This is a genomic window from Burkholderia sp. Bp9140 (genome assembly GCF_003853425.1).
GTDB lineage: Bacteria > Pseudomonadota > Gammaproteobacteria > Burkholderiales > Burkholderiaceae > Burkholderia.
Window position 1 is genome coordinate 46,653 of sequence record NZ_QTPQ01000008.1, and the last position, 23,447, is coordinate 70,099.

Consider the following 23,447-nt stretch of genomic DNA (forward strand, 5'->3'; position numbering starts at 1 on the left):
CTGTTGACCTGTTTCAGTGGCCGCGCGCGGCATCGTGGTAAAGGGAGAGCGCTTGCGCCAGGCGCTCGCGCGCGCTGTCGTCGAGCGGCTGGGCGGGAGACCGCGCGGGGCCTGCAGGCATCCCGAGCATCTGCGCGGCGGTTTTCAGCACGACGGGCATCGTGCCCAGCGCGAACGCATCGCGCAGCGCACGCAGCGATTCCTGGGCTGCGCGTGCGCCGGCGATATCGCCGGCCTGGAACTTGTTCCAGATGGACATGACGACATGCGGGACGGCATTGGTCGTCGCGGCGACCGCGCCGTCGCCGCCCGCGATCAGCGTCCAGAGAATCATCGAGTCGGTGCCGGTGAAGACCGCGAAGTCGTCGCGCCGCAGGTTGATCAGTTGCAGCAAGCGATCGAAGTCGCCGCCGCTGTCCTTGATGCCGCGGATGTTCGGAATCTCGGCAAGCCGGCGCACGGTATCGACCGTCAGCGTGATGCCTGCCTTCGCGGGAATCGTATAGAGCATGACCGGAAGCGGCGTGGCCTCGGCGATCTTCCTGTAGTGGGTGTAGAGCTCGGGCTGCGTCGCGCCGTTGAAGTACGGCGTGATCACCGAAACGGCATCCACGCCGACCTCGGTCATTTTCCGGTTCAGGTCGATCACGTCACGCGTCGCATAGGCGCCGGTGCCCGCGATGACGGGCACGCGCGAGCGGGCCTGGCTGACGGCGATGCGCGCGATGCGCAGCTTCTCTTCCTCGCTCAGGGCGATGAATTCGCCATTGGTGCCCAGCACGAAGAGCCCATGCACGCCCGACTCGATGAGCCGTTCGACCAGTGCGCGCAGGCCGTCTTCATCGACGTTCTCGTCGGCCGTCATCGGCGTGATCAGCGCGGGAACGATCCCCTTGAACGAAATTGACATGCGTGCTCCATCGCGGGCGGGACGGCGGGCGCATGCGCCGTCTCCATGGGTTAGGCAGAAATCAGCGGGGCTGGGCGCTTGCCGGCACCAGCCAGCGCAACTCGGATGACGGAACGCATCGTCCAGCGCTTCCTTCAGTGGACTTGCTTGTTTCGATCAAAATCGTTGCGCGATGCGTGCATTCTAGCTGATCACGTGACCGAATCAGTCAATGAAAACCCTAATATGATCGAATCGATCATTTTGGCGGCGCCAGAAGAGGGAAATGCGCGAATTGTTCGGCTTGGGCCGGTTGGGCCGCGGCGGGTATCGCCGGCCCGGGCTCGTCAACGACATCCGCGCGCATGCGGGGAGGCTGCGCCGATCCGCGCGATGCGATCAGCGCGGCAACCGCTAGAATTGCGGTTTTAGCCCGGAACACGTCCATGTCTTTTGCCTCGCTAGGCCTGATCGACCCCTTGCTGCGTAATGTGCAGGACCTCAATTACCAGACACCTACGCCGGTGCAGGCCAAGGCGATTCCCGCAGTGCTCGGCGGCAAGGACGTCATGGCCGCGGCACAGACCGGCACGGGCAAAACGGCGGGGTTTGCGCTGCCGTTGCTGCAGCGGCTCGTGCAACACGGCCCGGCGGTGTCCAGCAACCGCGCGCGCGTGCTGGTGCTGGTGCCGACGCGCGAACTGGCTGAGCAGCTGCTGCAAAGCTTTGTCGCTTATGGCAAAGGCCTCGACTTGCGATTTCTGGCCGCCTACGGCGGGGTGAGCATCAACCCGCAGATGATGAAGTTGCGCAAGGGCGTGGATGTGCTGGTGGCCACGCCGGGCCGTCTGCTGGATCTCAATCGCCAGAACGCCGTGCAGTTCGATCAAGTCCAGACGCTGGTGCTGGATGAGGCAGACCGCATGCTCGATCTGGGCTTTGCGCGCGAGCTCGATGCCGTCTTTGCTGCGCTGCCTGTTCAGCGCCAGACGCTGTTGTTCTCCGCCACGTTTACCGACGATATCCGCGCGATGGCGGCGAACATTCTGCGCAGCCCGGTCAATATCAGCGTCAGCCCGCCCAATGCCACGGCCAGCAGGATCAAGCAGTGGGTGGTGCCGGTGGACAAGCGGAACAAGCCGGACCTCTTCATGCACCTGGTGGCCGAGAACAACTGGGAGCACGCGCTGGTGTTCGTCAAGACCCGCAATGGCGTGGATTACCTGGCGGCGATGCTGGATGAAGCGGGCTATGCGGTCGACACCATCCACGGCGACAAGCCGCAACCGGCGCGGTTGCGTGCGCTCGAGCGCTTCAAGACGCGTGAAGTACAGATGCTGGTTGCGACCGATGTGGCGGCGCGCGGGCTGGATATCGACGATCTGCCACTGGTGATCAACGTCGATCTGCCGATCGTCGCGCAGGACTATGTGCACCGGATTGGCCGTACCGGGCGCGCGGGCGCCAGCGGTGTGGCGGTGTCGCTGGTATGTGCCGATGAAGCACCGCAGCTGGCCGCGATCGAGGCGCTGATCGGGAAAACGTTGCGCCGTGAGGAAGAGCCGGGTTTTGAAGCGGAACACCGCGTGCCGGAAACCAGCGCGACGGGGCAGATCATCAAGAAGCCGAAGAAGCCGAAGAAGCCGAAGGTGCCGCAAGGTGGGGCGGGGGCTATGCCGGTGGCCGGGAAAAAGCCGCGGCCGCAAGGTGGCGAAGGCAAACGCAAGCCTGAGGGGCAGCATGCCGGGGCTGCGGGTAAAGGCGCAAGCGTGTTGAACGGTAGCCCGTTCAGCGTGCAAAAGCCGCGCGGCAAACCCGCCGGCAAGGCAGTTGCGGGGGCACGCAAGCCGACTGGCAAACCTGCCGGTGGTCGCGGCAAGCGTCAAGCCTGATTGGCGGGGACGGCTGACGCCAGCCAAGGAGCAGGCTTTCGGCCGTTGGCAGGCCGACGATACATGTTGCATCGTCGGCCATGTACGGACGTTCGGGGAGGCGATTCGTTGAGGCGGCTGCAGATCGCTTTCCGGACATCCGGAGTATCACGACCGTGAATGTCCGCTGTCATCGCCAGTGAATGCGTGTTGTCGACGCGTCGCGGTTCTTCAGGCGTACCCGCTGCGCCGAGGGCTCGCCTGGGCCCGAAAATTCGCGATCCCGCGCCAGCGAGCCGAAGCGCGGATTGTGCGACAACGGGATACACACTGCCGCGAGCAGTGCGCATCCCTCGGGTGCCGACGATCAATAGGCCACGACTTCTTCGGTATTCGGCTGTTCAAGGGGCTTCCTGGATTTCGCCAGTGCCGTGATAAACAACATGGTGGCGATTCCGCCAGCAATCAGGGCAGGGTAAGCGGCCAGGATCTGGAACAACGAATACTTCCAGCTCAACGGGCGCCCGACGCCCAGCATGGCCGCATAGAACCACGAGACTGCGGAAATCACGCCCGCGAAAATGGCAAGCATACGCCGTTCAAAGGAAAGCTCCAGCAGGGACCCCACTTTCTGCAATGCCGGGAGGACCATGGAGTGCAATGCGATACCGTTGAAGGTCAGCAAGGCGACGATGCCAATCTTGGCCTGCAGCTTGGGATTGTGGAGATACGTGAGACCCTGGGTCCGCATATCGAATGCAATGATCGCAATGCCGGTGACCCAAAGCACCGTCAGCGCCAACGTGACGGTGTGCTGCAGACTGGGCAGGTTGACCTGCGAAAGATCGGCGGGCGCGTCAGAATTCAAAAGCCGCTTGACCATCGCGATGTCGCTGGTCAGCACGAGACCAATCGCGACACAGCAGGCGATGAGGTGAATAAAGACGATACCCATTCGTACGAATTCCATTTTCTGTCCTCTTCAATGTTAATTGATACCGTCGAAAACCCGGTTGAATCTCCTCAGTGCATTAGGAGTGCGACGTAAATATAAAAGATCGACAATGACTCCCGCCGTCACGCCAACTTCAGTCCGGCATGACGGGAACAACTCGGCGTGCCAATGACGGCGCGTCGGGGCCTGTCGGGCTGCATGTGGTCGAATCGGTACTCATTGCGAGTTCGACCGCTGGATCAAGTCCGCACGGCGTGCGGGCTTGCAGGGTCGGATGGCGAACCACCCAGGTATCCGGTATGTCTGATATGTCGCATGAAACATCGCCCAACTGCCGGATGTCGCCGGACGACCCGCAAAATTTACGGCATGTGGTCGCAACGAATCAACCCGACTTGTTACCAAATGCAAAGAGGGTTACGAGCGGGAAATGGGCGAGACGAAGGGTTCGACCCGGGCGCGGTTCCTGCAAATCAGGAGTGCGGCGTAATGTCGCTATTTCGACCGGGGCACCGATCGACGAGCCGCTTCCTTTTACATTTCCTTGAGAATCGCTGAAGGGGTCGCAGGCAACAATGCACGTTGCGAAATTTTCATATGCGGAATAGAGGCATTTCGGCAGATCATAATCTCGCTGACGAAGCGGCTCGTGGCATCGAAGACCGGCACTCGTCATTTAAACGTAAGGGTGGACACGCGGATGACGCTTGTTGGCCGATTCCGGTTGGCCGGGAGGGGCGCTTGATCGCCGGGTTGACGAGCGATTTCGCGAAAGGCCGACACCCTGCGCCGATATCATGAGTTGCGCCCAAGTATGCAAGCACCACAACCTGTATCGAGTGGTGGAACACTTTGCCAGTCAGGAACGGCATCAAGGTCAAGCATCGCCGGCGATCAGCCCGAGTGCCGCGACCGGCTTTTCAGTTCGTCATGCAGATTATCTAAGCCGGTGCAGGCCAACGCGATTCGCGCCGTGCTCGGCGGCAAGGACGTCATGGCTGCGGCACCGGACACGGACAGGCACGGGTAAAACGGCGGGTTTTGCGTTGCCGTTACTGTCAATCCGGGGCACTAAAACCATATCCCGGGAGCCGGTGCAGATGCAGGATGAGCACAAAGGTTATCGCTATGGCACAGCCGACCAGGCCAATGCCTGCCAGCCTTTGATCATCCAGGAGAAAGCTGGCGCACAGCCGGGTCTCGGCGTCGTAAAACAGCATGCCTACGGTTGCGAGCATCCAGACCAGATTGCCGGCAAAGAACACGAGTACCGCCGCCGGTGCCCGTTTCAGTCCCTGCTGAAGCGCCGCGCCAGCAACCAGCAGCGAGCCATATTTCGCTGCATTGACGTCCGCATGCAGCCGTGCCAAGTCCAGCGCAAGCGGCACCATCCAGAACATGAGGCAAAGCGAGGTAGACAACAGCGGCACAAGTCCCAAGCGCATCAGCGCATCCATGGCGTGGCTGCCCGCATGGCGGCGTGAGACCAGGGCAGTTGCGGCAAAACCCGAGGCCATTAGGAGCGGAAATTGGGTCAGCATCTGGAGCGTCATGCCTGACTCGATCGCATTACGCACTGGCGCCGCAAGCAAGACAAAAGGCAGGCACAAGAGGCCCCACGCGATCCCCGAACCAAACGGATGGAACGCGTAAGGACTCTTGACGGTGGATACGGGTTTCATCGCCCCGCCTTTTGCGCTGCGCGTTGCGCCACCTGCAACGCCTGGCCAAATTCGGCGTAGTTACACAGACCAAGCACCACGCCGCGTTGGTCGATCACATGGATCTCCCCGTTGTGCACGAAGCCGCCCATCCCGTCAGGAATGGCTATCACATTGAGCGCACGCAGCAACGCGGATTGTCCGGTGGTCGTCAGCGGCGCGGTGACGCGCCAAATGCGGCCATCGGCGCGCTGCCGTGCCTCATAGGCAGCGAGACTCGGAGAATCGTCGCGCCCGGCATCGATGGAGATGGAAAGAAGCCTGACCCGCCGATCCAGGCCCTGCGCTTCGATAGCGCGCTGAAGCTGGAGGAACTCCGGACCGAGCGCGTTGCAGACCGAGTTGCAGCGTGTATAGATGAAATCCACGAGATAGACTACGCCAGACGTCGACGCCACACCCCATGGTATGAATGGATTGCCACGCGCATCGCGCAGGCTCACTGCCGGGGCCATCAGTTGTTCCGTCGCCGCCATCGCGCCGCGACGCGCGTCCAGCGTCCATACCTGCATGCCCCGCGTCAGCCACGAGAGCAGGACAACAAACGCCACGCACAATACCAGGCAGCCAAAGGCCGCCGCGCGCAGGCTCGGCGGCTGGCAGCGTGCCGGAGATTCCATGGCTGTCGATTCCATCGGTCATTTCGTCACTACTTGAGCGCGTTCAACTCCTTGTCGCCATCGAAGGGGCTCGCCTTGTCCTTGGTGGCGGCACGTACCTGGCCGACCAGTTCCGCCGTCAGCGGTGGCGCGCTGTTGCCCCACTGGCTTCGCGCATAGCTGAGCACGGCGGCAATTTCGGCATCGCTGAGCTGGGCCGCGAACGGCGGCATGGCGCCATTGAACGTGTTGCTCTTGACCGTCAGCTGGCCGGTGATGCCATGCAGCACGATCGCCGCCACGGTCTCCGGCTTTCCCTGGACCCACTCCGAGCCCGCCAGCGGCGGAAACACGCCGGGCAGCCCGAGCCCGGTCCCCTGGTGGCAGGCCGCGCAGTTCGCCGAGAACACGGCCGCGCCATCCACTGCGCCGCCGCTCGCGGCTTTCTTGCCGCCCAATGCGCCGACGGTGCGCCCGTCGCCCAGTTCGGCCGGAATGTTGATCGGCGCCCGCGCAATGTAGTAGAAGCCCCAGACGATCAGCAAGGCCACGAGTACCAGAACGGCTCGCGGAATCGGGGTATGGCTTTCATGGGGGTCCGCTAGCTCCCGCTGCTCCTGCCGGGAGGGCTGAATCGGTGGGGGTGTCTCTGGCATGGCGTGGGTTCCCGGCAGTCGGCAGCGCTGGCAGCGCGCTATTGGCAATGCACTACTGGGCCGGCTTGCCCGCGGCGTCGCCGGCCGTGGGAAGCGCGGAGTAGGTGTGATCGAGCGCCTTCAGGTACGCAACCAGGTCGAGCGCTTCAGGCGTTGCCACCACCACCTTGCCCGGCGGCGCGGCGCCGGGCGGCAACGTCAGCGCCTTTTCCCCGGGGTCGACGGCGTCCTTGACGTCGAACAGGAACGGATAGCTCGGCATGATGCTCTGCGGCACATAGGCGCGCGGCTGGTACAGGTGGCCGAGGTGCCAGTCCGCACTGGGCTGGCGGGCGCCGATGTTGAAAAGGTCCGGCCCGGTGCGCATGGTGCCCAGCAGGTGCGGATGATCGTAGTAGTAATCGGCCGCAACCGATGCCCGGCCCCATCCGCGTTTGCCATCGGGGGCGAAGGATGGGTCCCGCGGCTGTTGCGAATGGCAGTAGATGCAGCCGTTGCTGATGTAGACCTGCCGGCCCCGGAGTTCGGCCGACGTATAGGGCTTCAGCCCCGCGGCGGGCTTCACGTCCCGCAACTGCATGTAAGGCATCACCACCAGCGCGCTGGTGGCCAGGGCCAGCATGACCATGCCGGCGCCAATCAGCAAGGTGATATTGCTCATGAATCGGCTCCCGCCTTTTCCAGTCGGGCAAGCGCGAACATCGCGGGCTTGTCGCGATTGGGGCCCAGCCCAAGGATGACGCAGATGAAGTTGGCAATGAAGAACAGATGCCCCAACACCATCAACCCACCGCCCAGCGAGCGCGCCCGAAGGTAAGGCACCGTCAGCGTGACCGAATCGATAAATGGCTTCGACGCGTCGAGCATGGCCAGACCCTGCAGCATTCCCGCAATGGTCAGGCTGATGAAATAGATTGCGATGCCCAGCGCTACACACCAGAAATGCGCCGCGATCAGACCAGGGTAAGGCCACTCGCGCTGCGTGACGCGCGGCACGATGAAATAGATCGAACCGAAGAAGACGAAGCTCACGAACGCGTAGAGCCCAAGGTGAGCATGCGCCACCGTGTAGTGCGTGAAATGGGTGATCGCGTTGACGCTGCGCAGGGCCTCGAACGAACCCTGGAGCGAACTCAGCGTGTACATCATCCCGCCCAGCGTCACGAAACGCAGCGTCGGCGAATGCAGCAGCGCGCGGAAGTGGCCGCGCATGGTTTGGTGGAGGTTCACCGAGAACGCAATGACGGGGATGATCATCATCACGCTCTGCACGATCGACAGCGTGACCATCCAGCCTGGCACCGGCCCGCCGATCAGATGATGGCCGCCCACCTGCCCGTACAGGAATGCAAGCGTCCAGAAGCCGAGCAGCGACAGTCCGTATGACTGGATCGGCCGGCCGATGATCTTCGGCAGGAAGTAATAGATCGACGCCAGCGCGAGCGGCGTGTAGAACAGGCCGAGCACACTGTGCCCGAACCACCAGTTCGTGGTGGCCTGCTCGACTCCGAAATGCACATAGGGGATCTTGGCAACGAGATACAGCACCGGGAACCAGAACAGCGCGCATCCCATGTACCAGACGGACACGTACAGATGGGTGACCCGGCTTGCCAGCAACGTCAGTACCAGCGGCAACCCGATCAACGCTCCACCGACAGCGAAAACGATGCCGATCTGCCAGGGAATCTCGAGCCATTCCATGCCGTCGGTGATCCCCACCGCAATGCTTCCGAGGCCGGCGACCACGCCGGCGTTCCACATCATGGCGCCCAGGATCGCGTAGTTGCCGCCCACCAGGCGCGTCTTCAGCACCCGGGGCAGCACGAACAGCGCAATGCCGAGGCCGGCCATTGGCGCCCAGCCATAGGCCACGGCGTTCAGATGCACGGTGCGGATGCGTCCGAACGACAGCCAAGCCTGCGAGGCCAATGCATCGGGCATATGCAGCTTGAGCGAAGCGGTCAGCCCGCCCAGGGACGCCACCAGCAGCCACACCATCGCGCTGCACAGGAAGAAGAACACCACGAGGGAAGTGGAGCGGTCCGCCTCGGCCCGTGCCACCATTTCCGAATCGGGTATGGCGGATGGCGCCGGCATTTCCGTGGGCGTCGTGACCGCCTGCAATGCCGCTCGCTGCTGGCCGGTGGCCGACGGCTCCTCGGTGCGGCCGATTTCCCCGGAGGCGAATATTACTTCGGCCGACTTCTGCGAACCGTCCAGCCATCCATAGCGAAGGCTGACGATAAACGTGATCAGACCTATCGTGGACACAACGAAGGCCGACAACAGAATCGAGACTGTGCTCATGGAACGCTCCCGAGATTCAATCGTCTTCTGATCGATACAGCCGAACCGTTGCAGACAGAGACCGCAAGCGACTCTGAATCTACCCAATCTAGTTTCAAACACCGAGAAATGCATAGGGCAATTTTCGGGGGCGTAACGTCGATTCGATAACGCGAATCATTCTCGCAATATCCCGACTGGATGTTCGGCATCATCGCCGGTGTCGTGCTTGCCATCGTCTGTCATCTGATACTGCAACGCGTCGCGGCCGGCTACTGGCTGGGCGCGCCGGCCCTTGCGTACCTCGCGCTGGTCGCCATCTTCTCCGTCGTTACCTGACTGCTGATCTGACCACCCTTGGCTGACCATCATGACGACCGCGGGCAACGAAAAGAGCAAGACCTGACTTGCCATCGCGCTAGTCCTTGTCATGCCGGTGCTGCCGGCGCTGGTGATCTGGATGATCGACCGCACGCCGCGCACCGACGATGCCCACGTCCATGCCGATGCGATCGACGTCGTCCAGGAGGTGAACGGTCGCATCGTCAGGATTGCGGTGCGCGACGTCGCCATGACCGGCACGCGTCCGGAGGCGCTCGACAACGAGGCAAGGCTGCAGCAAAGCAAGGTGCAGGCGGTAGCCTCCCCCCGGGACAATGCCGAGGCCCGCTACCAGCGGGGGCTTGCCAGCCGCTATCTGGCCATTGAAGCGCGACAGCCCCTGATCGGCGAACAGATCGCACTACTGAACGTCAATGGCCGGAAGATCAGCGAGGCTATCGCACTGACCAAGGCGCTCGGCGGCGGCTACCGCGCCGGGCCGCCGGTTGCGCCGGGGCCGCGCTGAGCGATACGTGGCGGTCCGCCTGCCTGACGTGGCCGGATGCCTGCGCGGTGCGCCGCCGCCTGAACGCCATAGACCGCTGCCGCCGTCACGAGTCCGGTGATCAGGACACCATGAAACCCGAGCAACACCGCAACGAAGCGGCCCAGATCGGTGGTAGGTATCACGTCGCCGTACCCGATCGTCAACGCGGTGATCGCGCAAAAATAGGCCACCTGGCCCGGGGTGGCCGGTGTTCGCGTGGCGGTATCAACGGCCCCGCCGACGTAGTACATGACGATCGACAACACGATGTATGCGGTCAGCAGAATGAACAGCAGCCCGCGCAGATGTGAAAGCACGCTTGCGAATTCGCCAATCGCATGGCGTGGCTGGATGCGTGCGTAGGTAGTGGAGTCTTCGCCGGAATTGTCCATATGGCCCTCCTCGGAAGATTCTTTTTTTGAGTTTTGGTCAGGAGAGCCTAGACTCTCTTTCCGTAAGGTGCGTGGGTAAATCGCCTTCCCGTGACGCAGGAAAGCATCTTCTCCGATCTCAAGGTCGTTGACCTGGCTTCGTCAAGGCGGTGCAGATGTCTGAACTTGAAGCCGACCCGCATTTTGCGGACGGCAAGCTGCGCATCAAAAGTTCTGAAGGAGACCGCGGCTTTCATGTCGCGCAATTGACGGACATAGAAATTGTTGCCGGCGCAGCGAACTCTGGACCAGCCGAGGAAAATGTTGCTCGCCGACTGTAGCAGGTGCTGTCAGCTGACCACCCGCTCGCCGTGGTCGGGAAATGTGTTCGCCGGCAGGTAGTCCTCCAGAACGAACGCGCGCGCCTCCTTGACCTGCAAAAAGAGCGGGGTCTTCCCATCGGCCATGAAGAGCGCCTCATAACAGCGCGTGCTGACCGACCCAACGCCGATCACGCGCACCGCCATGTCGAGCATCTCGTAACGGACAAGCAGCGCGCGCTGCGCACCGGGCAGCGTCAGGCGATACTCATCCGGTTGCGCAGGTGCCGGCGTCGAATGATGCTCAAAATGGCCACGTCGACCACTCCGAACTTCCGCCCGTTGTGACCGCTTTCCCCTTCGCGTCATTCGTTACCGGCGCGGCTTCCTCCAGCGCCTGCCGCCTCGTTTCGACCCGCGGCAGCCCGGTTGCGACACACGGCACGGCGAGCGTCGCGCTGACCCTCGCGACCACGCCTGACAACCCAGGCGTGGTGATCGTATAGCGCTTCGATGGTCGGATGAGCAGCCGCGCGTCGATCAGCGCAAAAAGTCTCGGTCAAACAGCGCCCGATGCATGCAACGCGCGAGCCTGTTCATCGGCATACCCGAGCTCGCGTGGCCCCCGAGTCGATCGGCTCACCCGCGCGCCAGCGCGCCGGCATGACGTGCGCAAACGTTGGCTGTCGGCAGGTTGTATGAACCGCGATATTGACACTACACTGATTATCGGCCGGTGCCGTGACACGCAGCTGTCCATTCAACACGCATCACAGTACTAATTAAACGCGTGCCAACAATCGCCATCGAGGATGGTTGTCTTGTTCCTCAATATCCAGCGGGGGGGAAGTGGCGATGAAATTCGGGGCTGCGCATCATCCGTCAACGGTTTGCTAGCCGAACGGCGCGCGCATGAGCACGACCGGCGGCATTTACGCGACCTCACTCGGGCTGCACGGCTCGAGCCCGGCGATGACCGACCTGCGCCGCTATCTGGCGAAGGTCGCGCAGACCGATACGACGGTGCTCGTGACCGGCGAGACCGGCACCGGCAAGGAGCGCGTCGCCACCGCCGTCCATCACCTCAGCACCCGGACCGACAAGCCGTTCATCGCGGTGAACTGCGCCGCGGTGCCCGACAGCCTGTTCGAATCCGAGATGTTCGGCCATGAGCGCGGCGCCTTCACCAGCGCCCAGCACGCGTTTCCCGGCCGCTTCGTCGAGGCCGACGGCGGCACGCTGTTCCTCGACGAAGTCAGCGAGATGCCGCCCGCCGTCCAGGCCAAGCTGCTGCGCCTGCTCGAAGACCGCACGGTGATGCCGGTCGGCTCGCTGCGCCGGCGGCCGGTCGATGTCCGGATCGTGGCGGCCAGCAACGAAAGCCTGGAGGAGCTTGTCGCCGAACGCCGTTTCCGCGCCGACCTGTTCTATCGCCTGAACGTCGCGCGCATCGAGATTCCGCCGCTGCGGGAACGGCCGGAGGATATCGCGTCGATCGTCGATCACTTCGTCGCCGAACACAACCAGCGGCGGGCGATGCGGGTGGGGCGGCCCGATCCGGCGCTGCTCGAATGCATGCGGCACTACCGGTGGCCGGGCAACGTGCGCGAGCTGCGCAACCTGGTCGAGGCGTTGTTCATCGACGCGCCGGAAGGGCGCCCGTTCGGGCTGGGCGACCTGCCGCCGGCGTTTCGCCGCCTGTTCCTGCAGGACTTTTCCGCCGGCGAACAGGAGCGCGAACGGCTGGTCTCGGTACTGCGCGAAACCAACTGGAACAAGATGGAAGCGGCGCGCCAGATGAACTGGTCGCGCATGACGCTGTACCGCAAGCTGGCCAAGTACAACCTGGATGCCGGCAACACTGCATCGGTGTAACAGCCCCGGCTGTCACATGGTACAGCCCGGCAGCGTTCGCGCATTCCGCCCCGGCCGGGAAATTCCACGGCAAATCATGCGCTTGCGTCGGCACGCGCAGGTTGGCCCGCTCCTTGCGAAGACGAACGGACAGACCGCCCGTCGCCATGCAAGGAGGCCGTCGTGCACGTCATCGAGCCACTTCAGGACGCCCCGCCGGACCCGGCCCAGCCGGCCGGCCAGCCACGGCCGCTGCTCGCCAGTTACGCGAACTATTTCGAGGTCGGGCATAACGCGTTCGAATTCCTGATCGATGCCGGGCAGGTCGAGCCGCAGTCCGGCAACGTCCAGTTGATGAGCCGCGTCGCGATCAGCCCGGTGCACGCCAAGCTGCTGGCGCAACTGCTGGCGCGCGCGATCGCCCAGTTCGAGGCGACACACCACGCAATCCCCGACATCGGCGACCCGGAACCGGATCTGGCGATTCTTCCCCCGCAGGAATTCGAACGGCGCGCGATCGATGCGCGCAGCAAGCCGATGCTCGGCGGCCGTCGCGACGAGCCCGATCAAAACCAGAGCTGAGGACACGACATGGCAGCGCAACTCCATCCCAACCGCATGGTCCTGACCGACCGTTTCCCGATGCTGGGCTTCACGATTCGCGTCGGCCACGCGCCGTGCGTCGCGGAACTGGTGATCGCCACCGATCCCGCGCTGTTCATGCGCAAGGAAGGGCGCACGTCGTCGACGTTCTATACCAGTCGCGAGGACGGCCTGCTGGCGATCCCGCGCGGCGAAGCGGTGTTCATGGTGCCGCCGGCGGTGCTGGCGCGCTTCGCGGGCCAGGGCCGGCTGTGGTTTGGTCTCGCCACCGCCGCGTCGCCCGATGCCGATGCGTGGACGGTCGACGTCCTGCCGAACGCCGACAGCCCGTACGTGTCGCTGTCGGGGCTCAGCGACCGGGGATTGCGCAGGGTTCGCGTGTTCCCGACGCGAGGCACCGCCGCCGTCAGGAGCCCGCTGTTGAACTGGGCGGGCGACGGCACCCGGCCGGGCGCCACCGCAGTGCCGGCGCCCGCCGCGCCAGGCGCCGGCACCGGCACGCCGCAGCCGGCCGTCGAGCCCGCCGCGCCGCGCCACGACGTCCATTACGACGACGGCTTCGGTCCGCTTCCGCCGCTCAATGCCGCAACGCCGGTCGCAGCACCGCCGGTCGCGGCGACGCCGCCCGCGCTGGCACCGGTGCCGGCCGCGCGCCCGGGGCCCGCCGTCGCACCGGCGCCCGTCTCGCAGGGGATGGGCGACGATGCCGAGTTCCGCATCGCCGGCGAGCGCCGCGGCTTTACCTGGCCGCGGCCGCGCAAGCTGTCGACCGTCGAGCGGGCCGCGCTGCGCGCGATGCTGGGCGCGAATCCGGCCACCGCGTCGCTGCTGCTGCTGCTGCCGGTCGCGATGCGCAACGGCCTGTCGGTGTCGATCGGCGCGGGTGCGGGGGCCGGGCTGGAAACCGGAGGCGCGGGCGCGGTCGGCCTCATCTTCGACGCCAATGGCGACGACATCGGCGTCTTCGTGTCGGGCGAACTCGACTTCGGCTACATCGTGTCGGCAAGCCTCACCGGCCAGATCAGCCTGCTGCGCGGCCATATCGACGATTTCTCGGGCGCCGGCACGACGGCAGGCGTGATGATCGGCGAAAGCCCGGCCGGCGGCATCTCGGCGCTGTTCAACGCCCGCGGCGAATTCGTCGGCGTCACGCTGTCGGCCGGCGTGAGCGTCGGCAGCCCGGTGAGCCTCTTCGTCGGCGTCTCGCGCGCCGCGTCGGGCACGATCGCCACCGCGTCGGCGCTCGCGTGGTCGCGCGGCCTGAGCGACGACCCGGAGGCGTACGGCATCGATACGCCGCCGTACAGCGACGACGATACGGCCGCCGAACCGCCCGCGACCGCCAGCGCGCTGGCGCTGGGGGCGCGCGAGAACAGTCTCGTCACGCGCACCGCGGCCAGCCCGAATTTCGACGAGGGGCGCGGCAGCAAGTCGATCGACCGCATCATCATCCACATCGCCGACGTGCCCACCGTCCAGCAGGTGGTGAATACCTTCACCAATGCCACGTCCAAGGTGAGTTCGCATTACCTGGTCGGGCAGGCGGGCGAAGTCGTCCAGTTCGTTTCCGAGGCCGACACGGCGTGGCATTGCAAGGGCTCGAACCAGCGCAGCATCGGCATCGAACATATCGCGGTGAAGCGTGGCGGCGCCGACTACCCGCGTCGCAACGGCACCGTCCAGCATTTCGACGCGCTGGCGCCGACCCAGCTCCAGTACGAAACCTCGGCGGCGCTGGTCGCGTCGCTGTGCGACAAGTATCAGCTGCCGATCAATCGCACGACGATCATGGGCCATCGCGAGGCCGATACCTCGACCGGCCATACCGCGTGCCCCGACGGCAACTGGGACTGGGACTACTACATGCGGCTCGTCACCAGCCGCACCTGCCAGCCGCAGGCGGCCGGCCAGGCGCTGGGGTTCGCCGCGCGCGGCTTCGGCGACGACATTCCGCTCGATCCCGGCGTCGGCGGCCTGTCGATCGGCACCGACGCACTGGAGATCGGCGACATCATTCTCAGCACCACCGGCAATCCCGGCTCCGGCGTCATTCGCGCCGGCTCCGGCGCCGAGGTCAGCCACGCGATGCTCTACGTCGGCCAGGGCGGGCAGGTGATCGAGGCCATTCCCGGCGGGGTCCAGCTGCGCCCGCTCGCGGATGCGCTGGCCGACGCGCGCCTCGCGGTCGCGTTTCGGGTGCCGGGCCTGACCGATACGCAGCAGCGGCAGGTCGCCGATGCCGCCGCGCGCTACCTCGATCGCGGCTTCAACTATGTCGGGCTGGTCCGCTGCGGCAGCTACCTGATCGACCGCCGCGCGTGCGACCTGCTGTCGGGCGACGCGGCGGAGCGCTGCCGCCGGTTCGTCGGCCGCATCGAGCTCGGCGAGGGCGCGGACACCGACAACTTCTTCTGCTCGCAACTGGTCGTCCAGTCGTTCCAGGATGCGGGCAGGCCGATCGTCAGCGTGCCGCCGCACTGGGTGCCGCCGGGCGATCTCGCCAGCCTGTCGACCGGCACGATGGCCGCGGGAACGCTCGCGTATGTCGGCCATCTGAAGGCGCCGATCCCGAGCCGCGGCTTCTTCGGCATGAGCCAGGCGCTGTCGGTCGCCCCGGGCGCCGCGCGCGCGCTGGGCGCCGACGACTGGACGGTGAACTGGGACGAGGTGCAGATGACCCCGCAGCCGACCGACATGGGCTGCTGGGCGACGGCCGCGTCGATGGTGCTCGGCTGGCGCGACAACCAGAGCGTCGATCCGGCGCTGCTGGCGCGCTGCATCAGCCTCGAGCGCCAGATGCGGGACGGCCTGGCGCCGGCCGAGGTGGCGGGGTTCGCCGGTGCGTCGACCCTCACGGTCGAACCCAATGCGTGCTTCGCGCCCGAAGGCTTCCGGCGGCTGCTGGAGGCGAACGGGCCGGTCTGGGTCGCCGAAGTCGTGCGCGCGCCGGTCAACTTCTTCCACGCGGTGGTGGTGACGGGCATGTATCGCAGCGGCGACGCGTATTTCGTGCGGATCACCGATCCGCTGGACCGCGTGGTCGGCACGCCGGGCCATCCCGGCGCGCGTACGCTGCCGCCGACCCACGCGACCGGCAGCCGCTACATCATGACCTACGAGGATTTCGTGTCGGAATACGAGGCGGCGGCCGGCATCGGCGTGATCCAGCTCATGCATTCGGGCGGCACGTTCGGTCACCTGATCAATCGCGGCAGCGCGGCGGGCGCAGGCTACGCGCTCGGCGCCGAGCCGCCGGCCGCGGGCGACGCATTCGGCTTCGGCGTGAGCCTGACCCGGCGCACCGAGCGCCGCGACGGGCGCAGCTACGATCTCGCGCAGCTGGCCGGGCTGGTCCAGCCCGCCAATGCGCTGGCGGGCGGCGCAGGGCAGCCGCGCATGCCCGGTCAGCACATCACGCTCGACGACTGGCCGTACATCGAAGGGCCGAGCGGCCGCACGTCGGCGCCGGTGTCGATCGACTGGGCGTGGCAGGGCGGCGCGGTCGGCGACGTGACGATCGTCCCCGGCCAGGGGCAGATGCTCGACGGCTGGACCGCGTTCGTCCGTGCGGATATCGGCCGTGGTGCCGGCACGCCCGAACGGGCGAGCATCACGCTGCGCATCACCACCACGTTCCGGCATGCCGGCGAGGAGGATCAGCTCGGCGTGACGGAGGTGACGCTGAACGGCGACGGCCGCTTCCAGACCGTGCACGGCGCCGACGGCGCGCCGCCGCTGCCGGCAAGCGCCACGCAGCCCGCGGCGCGCGAACCGCAACCTGCCTGATCCCCGAGGGACACGCGCGATGGCTCGCCACATTCCCCCTCCGCCACCCCGCGGCGCGATCGCGCCCGCGGTGGCACTGGCTCGCGACGCGTTCGGCCGCGAGATCGTCGACGGCGCCGGATCGGGCGACCCGGCCAGGCAGGACGGCGCGTTGCCGCAAGCGGCGCCGGCCGGCGGCCCGGGTGGATCGGCGCCTCCCAAGGAGAAGGCGACGGACGCCATCGGCCGGCGGGCGGCGGCGCTGGCCGACGCGATCGACTTTCCGACCTTCGTCGCGAGCCTCGTGCATGGCACGTACGACGCGATCGTCGACAGCTCGATCAAGCAGGTGGAGAGTTTCGCCGACCTGGTCGGCGCGGTGGCCAAGCCGCTGGACCAGTTCACGCAGGAGAACGTGACCGACGGGCAGGCGCGCGCGTGGCTGGTCGAGCAGTATCCGCACGACGTGACGCTGGTGCAGGACGGCGGCGAATACCGCCTCGCGCCGGTGGTGCGGCCCGGCGACGACGACGCGGCACCCGCGCCCGCGTGGCTCGCCGATTTCGGTGCCGCCGACGGCGCGTTCGACGCCCAGACGCTCGAATCGGTGGTGCTGCCCCGCGCCCGCGAGCGCGTCGCGCAGCATCGGTTGTCGACGCTGTCGACGATGGTGCTGCTGGGCATGCAGCGGGTCGTGGTCAAGGACGGCACGATCGCCGCCAGCCTCAATTTCCAGGCCAAGGCGCGCGACCGGGCCGCCGTGCAGTATGCGACGTCGAACGATCCGTCGTCGGGACAGACGACCTGGGGCGGACGGGGCACGTCGGGCGACGTGGTCACCACGGTCTCCACCGTCGCGGTCAATGCGCAGACCGACACCGATCTCAAGGCGACGTTGACCGGGAAGGTGAGCATCAATTTCGCGTCGGAGACGCTGCCGCTCGACCGTTTCGTCGACGAGGCGTCGCGCAATCTGCTGGAGCGGCACAGCCGGCCGGCGGCGCGGATCGCGCCACCGGCGGCGGCTGCCCAGCCTGTGGCGCCGGTGGCGGCGTCCGCGCCCACGCCCACGCCAGCCGCGACGCCTGCGCCTGCCACCGTGCCGGCGGCGCCTGCTGCACCGGCCGCGCCCGCCGCTTCGGCGGCGCCCGCATCCTCCCGAGGAGAACCGGCATGATTGCGCCGCGGCCGCTGGGCGAGACGCTGGGCGCGTTCGCCGACATTGCCGAACAGCTGACCGCGGGTGCGGCGCAGGGGCTGCGGGTGCGCTCGGTGGTCATGGAACTGCCGCTCGACCTGCGCATCGCGCGCGGCGCCGGCGGCATCGAACTGGTCGGCGACCTGCCGCAGTTCCTGACGCGCACGGCCTTCGATCCGGAGCCGGCGCGGCTCGCGATCGTCCTCGAAGCCGTGCCGATCGATGGAGCGGGGCAATGAACAGCAACGCCAGCCTGCGTCTCGAGGATTTCATTCAGGCCGTGCAGAGCCAGCTCGACAACGCGCAGGCGGCGATGGCGATCAAGGCGCGCAACCTCAACCTGCCGCTGACCTTCGCGATCAAGGACGTCAACCTCGATCTGCGCGCCCATGTCGAGTTCGTCGAAAGCGAGGTCTGGATTCGTCCGGCCGGCCCGGGCGACACCGACAGCAGCACCTTCCATCTGGTCTTCACGACCATCACGCGGCCGGCGATCGAGGAGAACGCGATCGCGCTGTCCGAGGACAGCAAGGACCAGCCGCTCGACGCGCTGGGCGACGAACTCTCGCCCGAGGACCGCAAGCGGCTGGAATGGGCCGGCGTGCGCACCGTCAGGCAATTTCAGCAGGCCGAGCAGCGCGACATGGTGCATGCGATCGGCCGCGTCACCAATCTGTCCGTGGACCGGCTGCGCCGGGCGCTCGACCGGGCGTCCGCGCCGAGCGTCGAGCGGGTCGAGCCCGTGGCGCCCGCCGCCGATGCGCAGCCCGATGCGGGGCCGCTGCTGCGCGTGATCGGGCGCAACCTCGTCAATGGCGCGCACGCGCCGCTGGTGCGGATCGGCAATCGCCCGGTCGCCGTGCTGCAATCGGCGGACGGCGAGCTGCTGCTCGCGCCCGGCCGCGACCAGTGGGCCGGCGAACTCGCCGTCTCGCCGACGAGCCGGCATGCGGCCGCGATGGCGTTCGACCTGAGCGCATTCGCGCCGCCGGCGGCATCCGCCGCCAGGCCGATGACCCTGGCCGCCATTCCCGGCCAGGAGGAGGCGCGACCATGACGATCTGCGCACTCGGCACGCCCTGGGCATCGCCCGGCGAGCGGCAGTTCAGCCTGCCGACCAGCCTGCTCGTGAAGCTGGCGCTCGGCGAAGCGCCCGAGGACGTGCCGTCGATCCGCGACGTGACGCGCGGCGCGCTGGCCGCCGCGCAACGCATCGACGGCGGTCCGGTCGACCGCATCGTGGTTGCGTTCGCCGGCCGCTTTCTCGCGGTGCGCCCGTTCAGCGCGGTGGCCGGGCGCTGGGTGCCCGGGCACGCGCACCGCGGATACGACGCGATCGAGCAAGCGACGGGCATGGCCCGCACGCTGCTGCTGCGCGTGCCGGCCGGCACGGCGATCGGCGAGCTGTGCGACGCGCTCGCCCAGCTCGCGACCGTGGAAAGCGTGACGCCCAACTACGTCGCGATGGTCCCGATGGACGCGCCGGGCCGGCTGGCGCCCGTGCCGCCGGCCGCGCGGTTCGCGCAGGATGCGCGCGCGCTGGTGCGCATGGCCGACGCGCATGCGATCGAGCGCGGCGACAGCGGTGTCACGGTCGGTCTCATCGACAGCGGCATCGCCCGCCGGCATCCCGAATTCGCCCATGCGTTCCGCACGGGCGCCGACACCGTGCGGCTGGAGCCCGGCGACTTGTCGCCCGGCGTGCAACTGCTGAGCGGGCATGGCCATCGCGGCGATTTTCCCGAGGACCGCTTCGTCGGTCACGGCATGGGCTGCGCGGGCATCATCGCCGCCGAGGGCGTGGCGATGCCGCGCGGACTCGGCGGCGACTGCCGCATCCTGCCGATGCGCGCGCTGGCGGCCGCCCGCTTGCCGGGCAAGGCGCATGCGGTCGGACTCGGCGCGATCGCCGACCTCGATCGCGCGCTCAAGCTCGCGGTCGATCTCGGCGCCAAGATCATCAACATGAGCTTCGGCACCGACGATGCGACGATCGCCGCCAACCGCCCGAAACCGCATGCCGACACGATCGCGTATGCCGCCGCGCGCGGCTGCATCCTGGTTGCCGCGAGCGGCAACAACGGCAGCGTGACCCGCTACTGGCCCGCTGCCTACCCGCAGGTGATCGCGGTCGGCGCCGTGGGCGACGACGAGCGGCCGACCGCGTTCTCGACGCGCGGCCCGCATGTCGCGCTTTGCGCACCGGGCGAACGGGTGCTGACGAGCGCGATCGAGGCCTATCAACTGGCGACCGGCACCAGCTTCGCCGCGCCGTTCGTCGCGGGCGCCGCGGCGCTGCTCGTCGCGTACGCGCAGCGCCGCGCCTATCCGCTCGACGGCGCGACGGTGCGCGATCTGCTCGTCGCCACCGCGCGTCCGTTTGCGCCCGGCGCGGCCGACGGCTGCGGCGCCGGCATGCTCGACGCGGCGGCGGCGCTGCGCGCGCTGGCCGGCCGCATCGATGCCTACGACGCGGCGGGCGACGACGGTTGCACGGGCAAGGAAGGCAGTGCCGACGACGGCTGACTTGCGCGCCGGATCCCGTTCATTCCTCCGAACCGACCGGATTTCAAGGAGAAGTTAAATGTTTCAAGTCAATCATCAAGTCCGCTTCCTCGACCTCGTCGACCTCGAGACCCGGGCACGCGACGGGCTGGTCGATATCGTCAACCGGCTCGAGTCGCTGAAGCGGCCGCCGGTCGCCGCCGAGCGGGAGCAGCTCGCGTTGTGCAAGGCCATCCTCGCAGTCGTCTACGACAAGAAGCCGTCCGACGGCGTCGCGGAGGTTTGCGATCCGCTGTTCGTCGCCACCCGCGAACTGCTCGCCAGCAAGTCGCTGATCGACCCGCCGTTGCTCTCCGAGCTGAACGGCCAGCTGGTGTTCGACGCGGACGACGCGGGCGGCGCCAATGGCGCGAACGGCGCGGACACCGAGGCCGTGTCGATCACGCTCGTCGCGCTGGTGCTGGGCATCCTCGCGGTCGACGGGGCCACGCCGCCCCCCGTGAAGGTCGTGGACGGCAGGACCGTGCCGGACGACGGCAGCGGGCTGATGAACGCCTTTACCCGCCAGTTCTTCGCGGCGGTGGGCGAAGCCAATTCGTACGGGGCGCTCGCGCAGCGGGTGCTGGCGCTGCTGTGCATCGAGGGCGATCCCGACGGCCGCGGCGGCGAGAAGCCGGGCGTGGTCACCATCGAATTCGCGCGCGTGATGCGCGGCCTGCAGGCCCGCAAGATCCAGGCCGACGAGCCGCAGTTGCGCCGCCGCATCAACGAGGAGCTCAACACCGTCCAGAACATCGGCGGCGAGGACGCGATCGCCGATCTCGGCATCGACCTGCCGAACCTCGAGGATCTGGAGGATGCGAACATCGTGGCCGACAACGTGCGCGTGATGGGCCCGATGATCGTCGCCGCGATGTTCGACGAGCTCAAGGTGTTCCAGGTCGTCGACCGCATCGTCGAGCAGTTCCAGCACGGCACGCTGCCGATCGGCCCCGGCAATGCCGGCAAGCTGCTCTATCGCTACTGGCGCGAGACGCCGAACCGCATCTCCGAGCAGGAGCGCAAGAACTTCGCGGCCATCACGCTCGGCGTGCCGGGCGGCGATCCGAATACCGCGGGCAACCGCGAGTTCAACGATCTGTGGATCCGCTTCGTGTCGTCCGTCTCGTCGTTCGTGCGCCAGACCGAAGTCGACTCGCTGCTGCGCGCGAGCGTGCCGAACCCGATCAACCACCAGCAGGTGCGCAAGGCCGCCCGCGATCTCGCCGGCAACCTGTCGTTGCACGGCTACGGGATGGCGCATTACGCCGCGCGCGAGATCCAGTCGCAGGTCAAGTTCATGATCGATCTGCTGCAGGATCCCGAGATCCGCGGCTGCTACGGCGCCAAGGACATGTGGCAGGTGATCGACCAGGTCGCGACCTACGATCTGGGCGGCGCGCGCACCAGCTCGCGCTATCGCACGCTGGCGACCTGCGGCACGATCATCACCGCGTGGCTGGCCAACAACGTCGATCGCGTCAACAAGGCGACCGGCCCGCTGCTCAGCATCGACCAGATCGCCAATCCGGACGTCTCGTCGAACCACAAGTCGACGGTCGACCCCACCGACTACGACCTGGTCAACGCGTGCGAGCTGTGGCTGGCCGATACCGCGACCACTGATACGCAGATCGAGCAGTTCTCGCAGCCGCGCGAGGCGCCGCAGATGACGTCGAAGCCGGTGCCGATCCCGGCGATGGCGCGCGAGATGCTGGACGGCGTCGGCGATATCGGCGCCGGCATCGGCCTCGGCGCGGGCGTGCCGGTGAAGGCGGGCTACGGCGTCGGCACGCACAACGGCGCGAGCTACTACTCGAACCGCCCGCACTGAACCGGCGTTGCGTGCGCTGCGCCATTCCCGAACCCTGCCGGAGCCGAGCCATGCCCCTGACCTCATCCCGCGAGCCGGTCGTCGCCCGGGTCGAACGCCGCCTGAAAAGCGCCGCGAGAAGCCTCGGCACCGCCGATCCCTTCGCGCCGTCGCGCGACCTGTTCCTGCGCACGTTCGGCGACGGCACCGACGATCTGCGGTTTCGCGACAACGCGCTGATGCCGATGGCGGTGCCGTTCGAACCCAGCTTCTCGGAAAGCCAGCCGGGCAAGCTGCGCTTCACGATCGAGCCGTTGCCGCCGGAGGCGTCCGCGATCGACCGGCGCGACGAGTCGACGCGCGAAATGCGCAAGCTGATCCGCGACTTCATCGGCCGCGACGCGCTGCACTGGTTCGACCAGGCGAGCGAGCCGTTCCGGGGCTTCGCGCGGCCGGGCGGCCACCTCGACTACGGCGCGTTCTTCGGCTCCAGCTACGACCGCGACGGGCTCTACGCGTCGAAGGTCTATTACGAGCTGCCCGGCGACGCCGGCACGATCGAGAACCTGCCGCGCGACCTGGCCGGCATCGTCCAGGCCGCGCTGCGGATGGTGCCCGGGCTCAAGCCGTTGTTCACCACGATGGCCGCCCAGCGCGATCTCGGCGGCCAGCGGCTCACGTTCGCGTGCACCCAGGCGCTGCGGCTCGCCGATCTGCAGCCGGTGATGGATGCGCTCGGCATCGGCCATCGCCTGCCCGGCATCATGCAGCTCCTGGGGCTGGTGCTCGGCGGGCGGTTCGACCTGCCGCCGCACGGTGCGCTGCTCGCGTTCGGGCTCGGGCCGGACGGGCCGGATGTCGAGCTCTACGTGCTGCTGTCGGCGATCCCCGACGTGCCGCCGGCGTTCCTCAGCCTGCTGACGATGGGGCTCGCCGAGCGTCCGCGCGGGCTGCAGGCGCTCGAGCGATGGATGGGCGCGTTCACGCCGGAGGACGCGCATTGGCCGGGCCGCTTCTCGATCATCAGCCTGCGCACGGACGCGGCCTGCCCGGCGCGGGTGAGTCTTTACCTGCGTCCCATCGAGTTCGAACTGCCTGCGGACGTGCCCGCCCAGGCCAACTGAACCGCTT

General features: G+C 67.0%; 20 protein-coding genes and 1 pseudogene. 12 read left to right on the forward strand and 9 right to left on the reverse strand.

Annotated elements, in window-relative coordinates:
• Positions 1–13 precede the first annotated feature (13 nt).
• Positions 14–910 carry a 4-hydroxy-tetrahydrodipicolinate synthase gene (dapA, locus tag DIE21_RS08930; protein WP_124497351.1) on the reverse strand — a complete coding sequence of 299 codons (897 nt, stop codon included), beginning with the start codon at positions 908–910 and terminating at the stop codon, positions 14–16.
• 425 nt (positions 911–1,335) lie between these two features.
• Here dapA and DIE21_RS08935 point away from each other — a divergent pair, with 425 nt between their 5' ends.
• A complete protein-coding gene (locus DIE21_RS08935) occupies positions 1,336–2,781 on the forward strand; it encodes a DEAD/DEAH box helicase (RefSeq protein ID WP_185640600.1) in 1,446 nt (481 codons plus the stop codon).
• 346 nt (positions 2,782–3,127) lie between these two features.
• Here DIE21_RS08935 and DIE21_RS08940 read toward each other — a convergent pair whose 3' ends face one another.
• The 6 genes from DIE21_RS08940 to DIE21_RS08970 form a co-directional block, all read right to left on the reverse strand.
• Positions 3,128–3,730 carry a hypothetical protein gene (locus DIE21_RS08940; protein ID WP_124497353.1) on the reverse strand — a complete coding sequence of 201 codons (603 nt, stop codon included), beginning with the start codon at positions 3,728–3,730 and terminating at the stop codon, positions 3,128–3,130.
• Positions 3,731–4,773: 1,043 nt separating this feature from the next.
• On the reverse strand, positions 4,774–5,397 hold the full coding sequence (locus DIE21_RS08950) for a hypothetical protein (RefSeq protein WP_124497354.1): 624 nt from the start codon (positions 5,395–5,397) through the stop codon (positions 4,774–4,776).
• Positions 5,394–6,071, reverse strand: coding sequence for an SCO family protein (locus tag DIE21_RS08955; protein WP_185640599.1), 678 nt, complete (start codon positions 6,069–6,071; stop codon positions 5,394–5,396). The genes DIE21_RS08950 and DIE21_RS08955 overlap by 4 nt, the downstream gene beginning before the upstream one ends.
• Positions 6,072–6,085: 14 nt before the next feature.
• Positions 6,086–6,691, reverse strand: coding sequence for a cytochrome c (locus tag DIE21_RS08960; protein ID WP_124497355.1), 606 nt, complete (start codon positions 6,689–6,691; stop codon positions 6,086–6,088).
• Positions 6,692–6,743: 52 nt separating this feature from the next.
• A complete protein-coding gene (locus tag DIE21_RS08965; protein WP_124497356.1) occupies positions 6,744–7,352 on the reverse strand; it encodes a cbb3-type cytochrome c oxidase subunit II in 609 nt (202 codons plus the stop codon).
• A complete protein-coding gene (locus DIE21_RS08970) occupies positions 7,349–9,001 on the reverse strand; it encodes a cbb3-type cytochrome c oxidase subunit I (RefSeq protein WP_124497357.1) in 1,653 nt (550 codons plus the stop codon). The genes DIE21_RS08965 and DIE21_RS08970 overlap by 4 nt, the downstream gene beginning before the upstream one ends.
• Positions 9,002–9,181: 180 nt before the next feature.
• Here DIE21_RS08970 and DIE21_RS38250 point away from each other — a divergent pair, with 180 nt between their 5' ends.
• On the forward strand, positions 9,182–9,319 hold the full coding sequence (locus DIE21_RS38250) for a hypothetical protein (protein WP_124497358.1): 138 nt from the start codon (positions 9,182–9,184) through the stop codon (positions 9,317–9,319).
• A gap of 91 nt (positions 9,320–9,410) precedes the next feature.
• Positions 9,411–9,827: a hypothetical protein gene (locus tag DIE21_RS38125; protein WP_124497359.1), complete on the forward strand. Its 417-nt coding sequence runs from the start codon at positions 9,411–9,413 to the stop codon at positions 9,825–9,827.
• Here DIE21_RS38125 and DIE21_RS08985 read toward each other — a convergent pair.
• Together DIE21_RS08985 and DIE21_RS08990 are read right to left on the reverse strand one after the other, a co-directional pair.
• Positions 9,788–10,240: a potassium channel family protein gene (locus DIE21_RS08985; RefSeq protein ID WP_124497360.1), complete on the reverse strand. Its 453-nt coding sequence runs from the start codon at positions 10,238–10,240 to the stop codon at positions 9,788–9,790. The two genes, DIE21_RS38125 and DIE21_RS08985, sit on opposite strands and share 40 nt — an antisense overlap.
• A 47-nt stretch (positions 10,241–10,287) precedes the next feature.
• Positions 10,288–10,908 (reverse strand): annotated as a pseudogene (locus tag DIE21_RS08990) (DUF2252 family protein).
• Between the two features lie 543 nt (positions 10,909–11,451).
• Between DIE21_RS08990 and DIE21_RS09000 the strand changes: the two are divergent.
• The 9 genes from DIE21_RS09000 (at position 11,452) to DIE21_RS09040 (ending at position 23,440) form a co-directional block, all read left to right on the forward strand.
• Entirely contained in the window at positions 11,452–12,414 is a 963-nt protein-coding gene (locus tag DIE21_RS09000) for a sigma-54-dependent Fis family transcriptional regulator (protein WP_124497361.1), read from the forward strand.
• A gap of 162 nt (positions 12,415–12,576) precedes the next feature.
• Positions 12,577–12,975, forward strand: coding sequence for a DUF3467 domain-containing protein (locus tag DIE21_RS09005; RefSeq protein WP_124497362.1), 399 nt, complete (start codon positions 12,577–12,579; stop codon positions 12,973–12,975).
• 9 nt (positions 12,976–12,984) lie between these two features.
• Positions 12,985–16,782: an N-acetylmuramoyl-L-alanine amidase gene (locus DIE21_RS09010; RefSeq protein WP_260432360.1), complete on the forward strand. Its 3,798-nt coding sequence runs from the start codon at positions 12,985–12,987 to the stop codon at positions 16,780–16,782.
• 151 nt (positions 16,783–16,933) lie between these two features.
• Positions 16,934–17,938, forward strand: a complete 1,005-nt coding sequence (locus DIE21_RS09015; protein WP_124497363.1) for a hypothetical protein — start codon at positions 16,934–16,936, stop codon at positions 17,936–17,938.
• Positions 17,935–18,198, forward strand: a complete 264-nt coding sequence (locus tag DIE21_RS09020) for a hypothetical protein (RefSeq protein WP_124497364.1) — start codon at positions 17,935–17,937, stop codon at positions 18,196–18,198. The genes DIE21_RS09015 and DIE21_RS09020 overlap by 4 nt, the downstream gene beginning before the upstream one ends.
• Complete coding sequence (locus tag DIE21_RS09025) at positions 18,195–19,016, forward strand: hypothetical protein (protein WP_124497365.1); 822 nt, start codon at positions 18,195–18,197, stop codon at positions 19,014–19,016. Before DIE21_RS09020 ends, DIE21_RS09025 begins: the two co-directional genes overlap by 4 nt.
• Positions 19,013–20,485: a S8 family serine peptidase gene (locus tag DIE21_RS09030; RefSeq protein WP_124497366.1), complete on the forward strand. Its 1,473-nt coding sequence runs from the start codon at positions 19,013–19,015 to the stop codon at positions 20,483–20,485. The genes DIE21_RS09025 and DIE21_RS09030 overlap by 4 nt, the downstream gene beginning before the upstream one ends.
• 58 nt (positions 20,486–20,543) lie before the next feature.
• Positions 20,544–22,337, forward strand: coding sequence for a hypothetical protein (locus DIE21_RS09035; protein ID WP_124497367.1), 1,794 nt, complete (start codon positions 20,544–20,546; stop codon positions 22,335–22,337).
• A gap of 50 nt (positions 22,338–22,387) precedes the next feature.
• Complete coding sequence (locus DIE21_RS09040; RefSeq protein ID WP_124497368.1) at positions 22,388–23,440, forward strand: hypothetical protein; 1,053 nt, start codon at positions 22,388–22,390, stop codon at positions 23,438–23,440.
• Positions 23,441–23,447 lie beyond the last annotated feature (7 nt).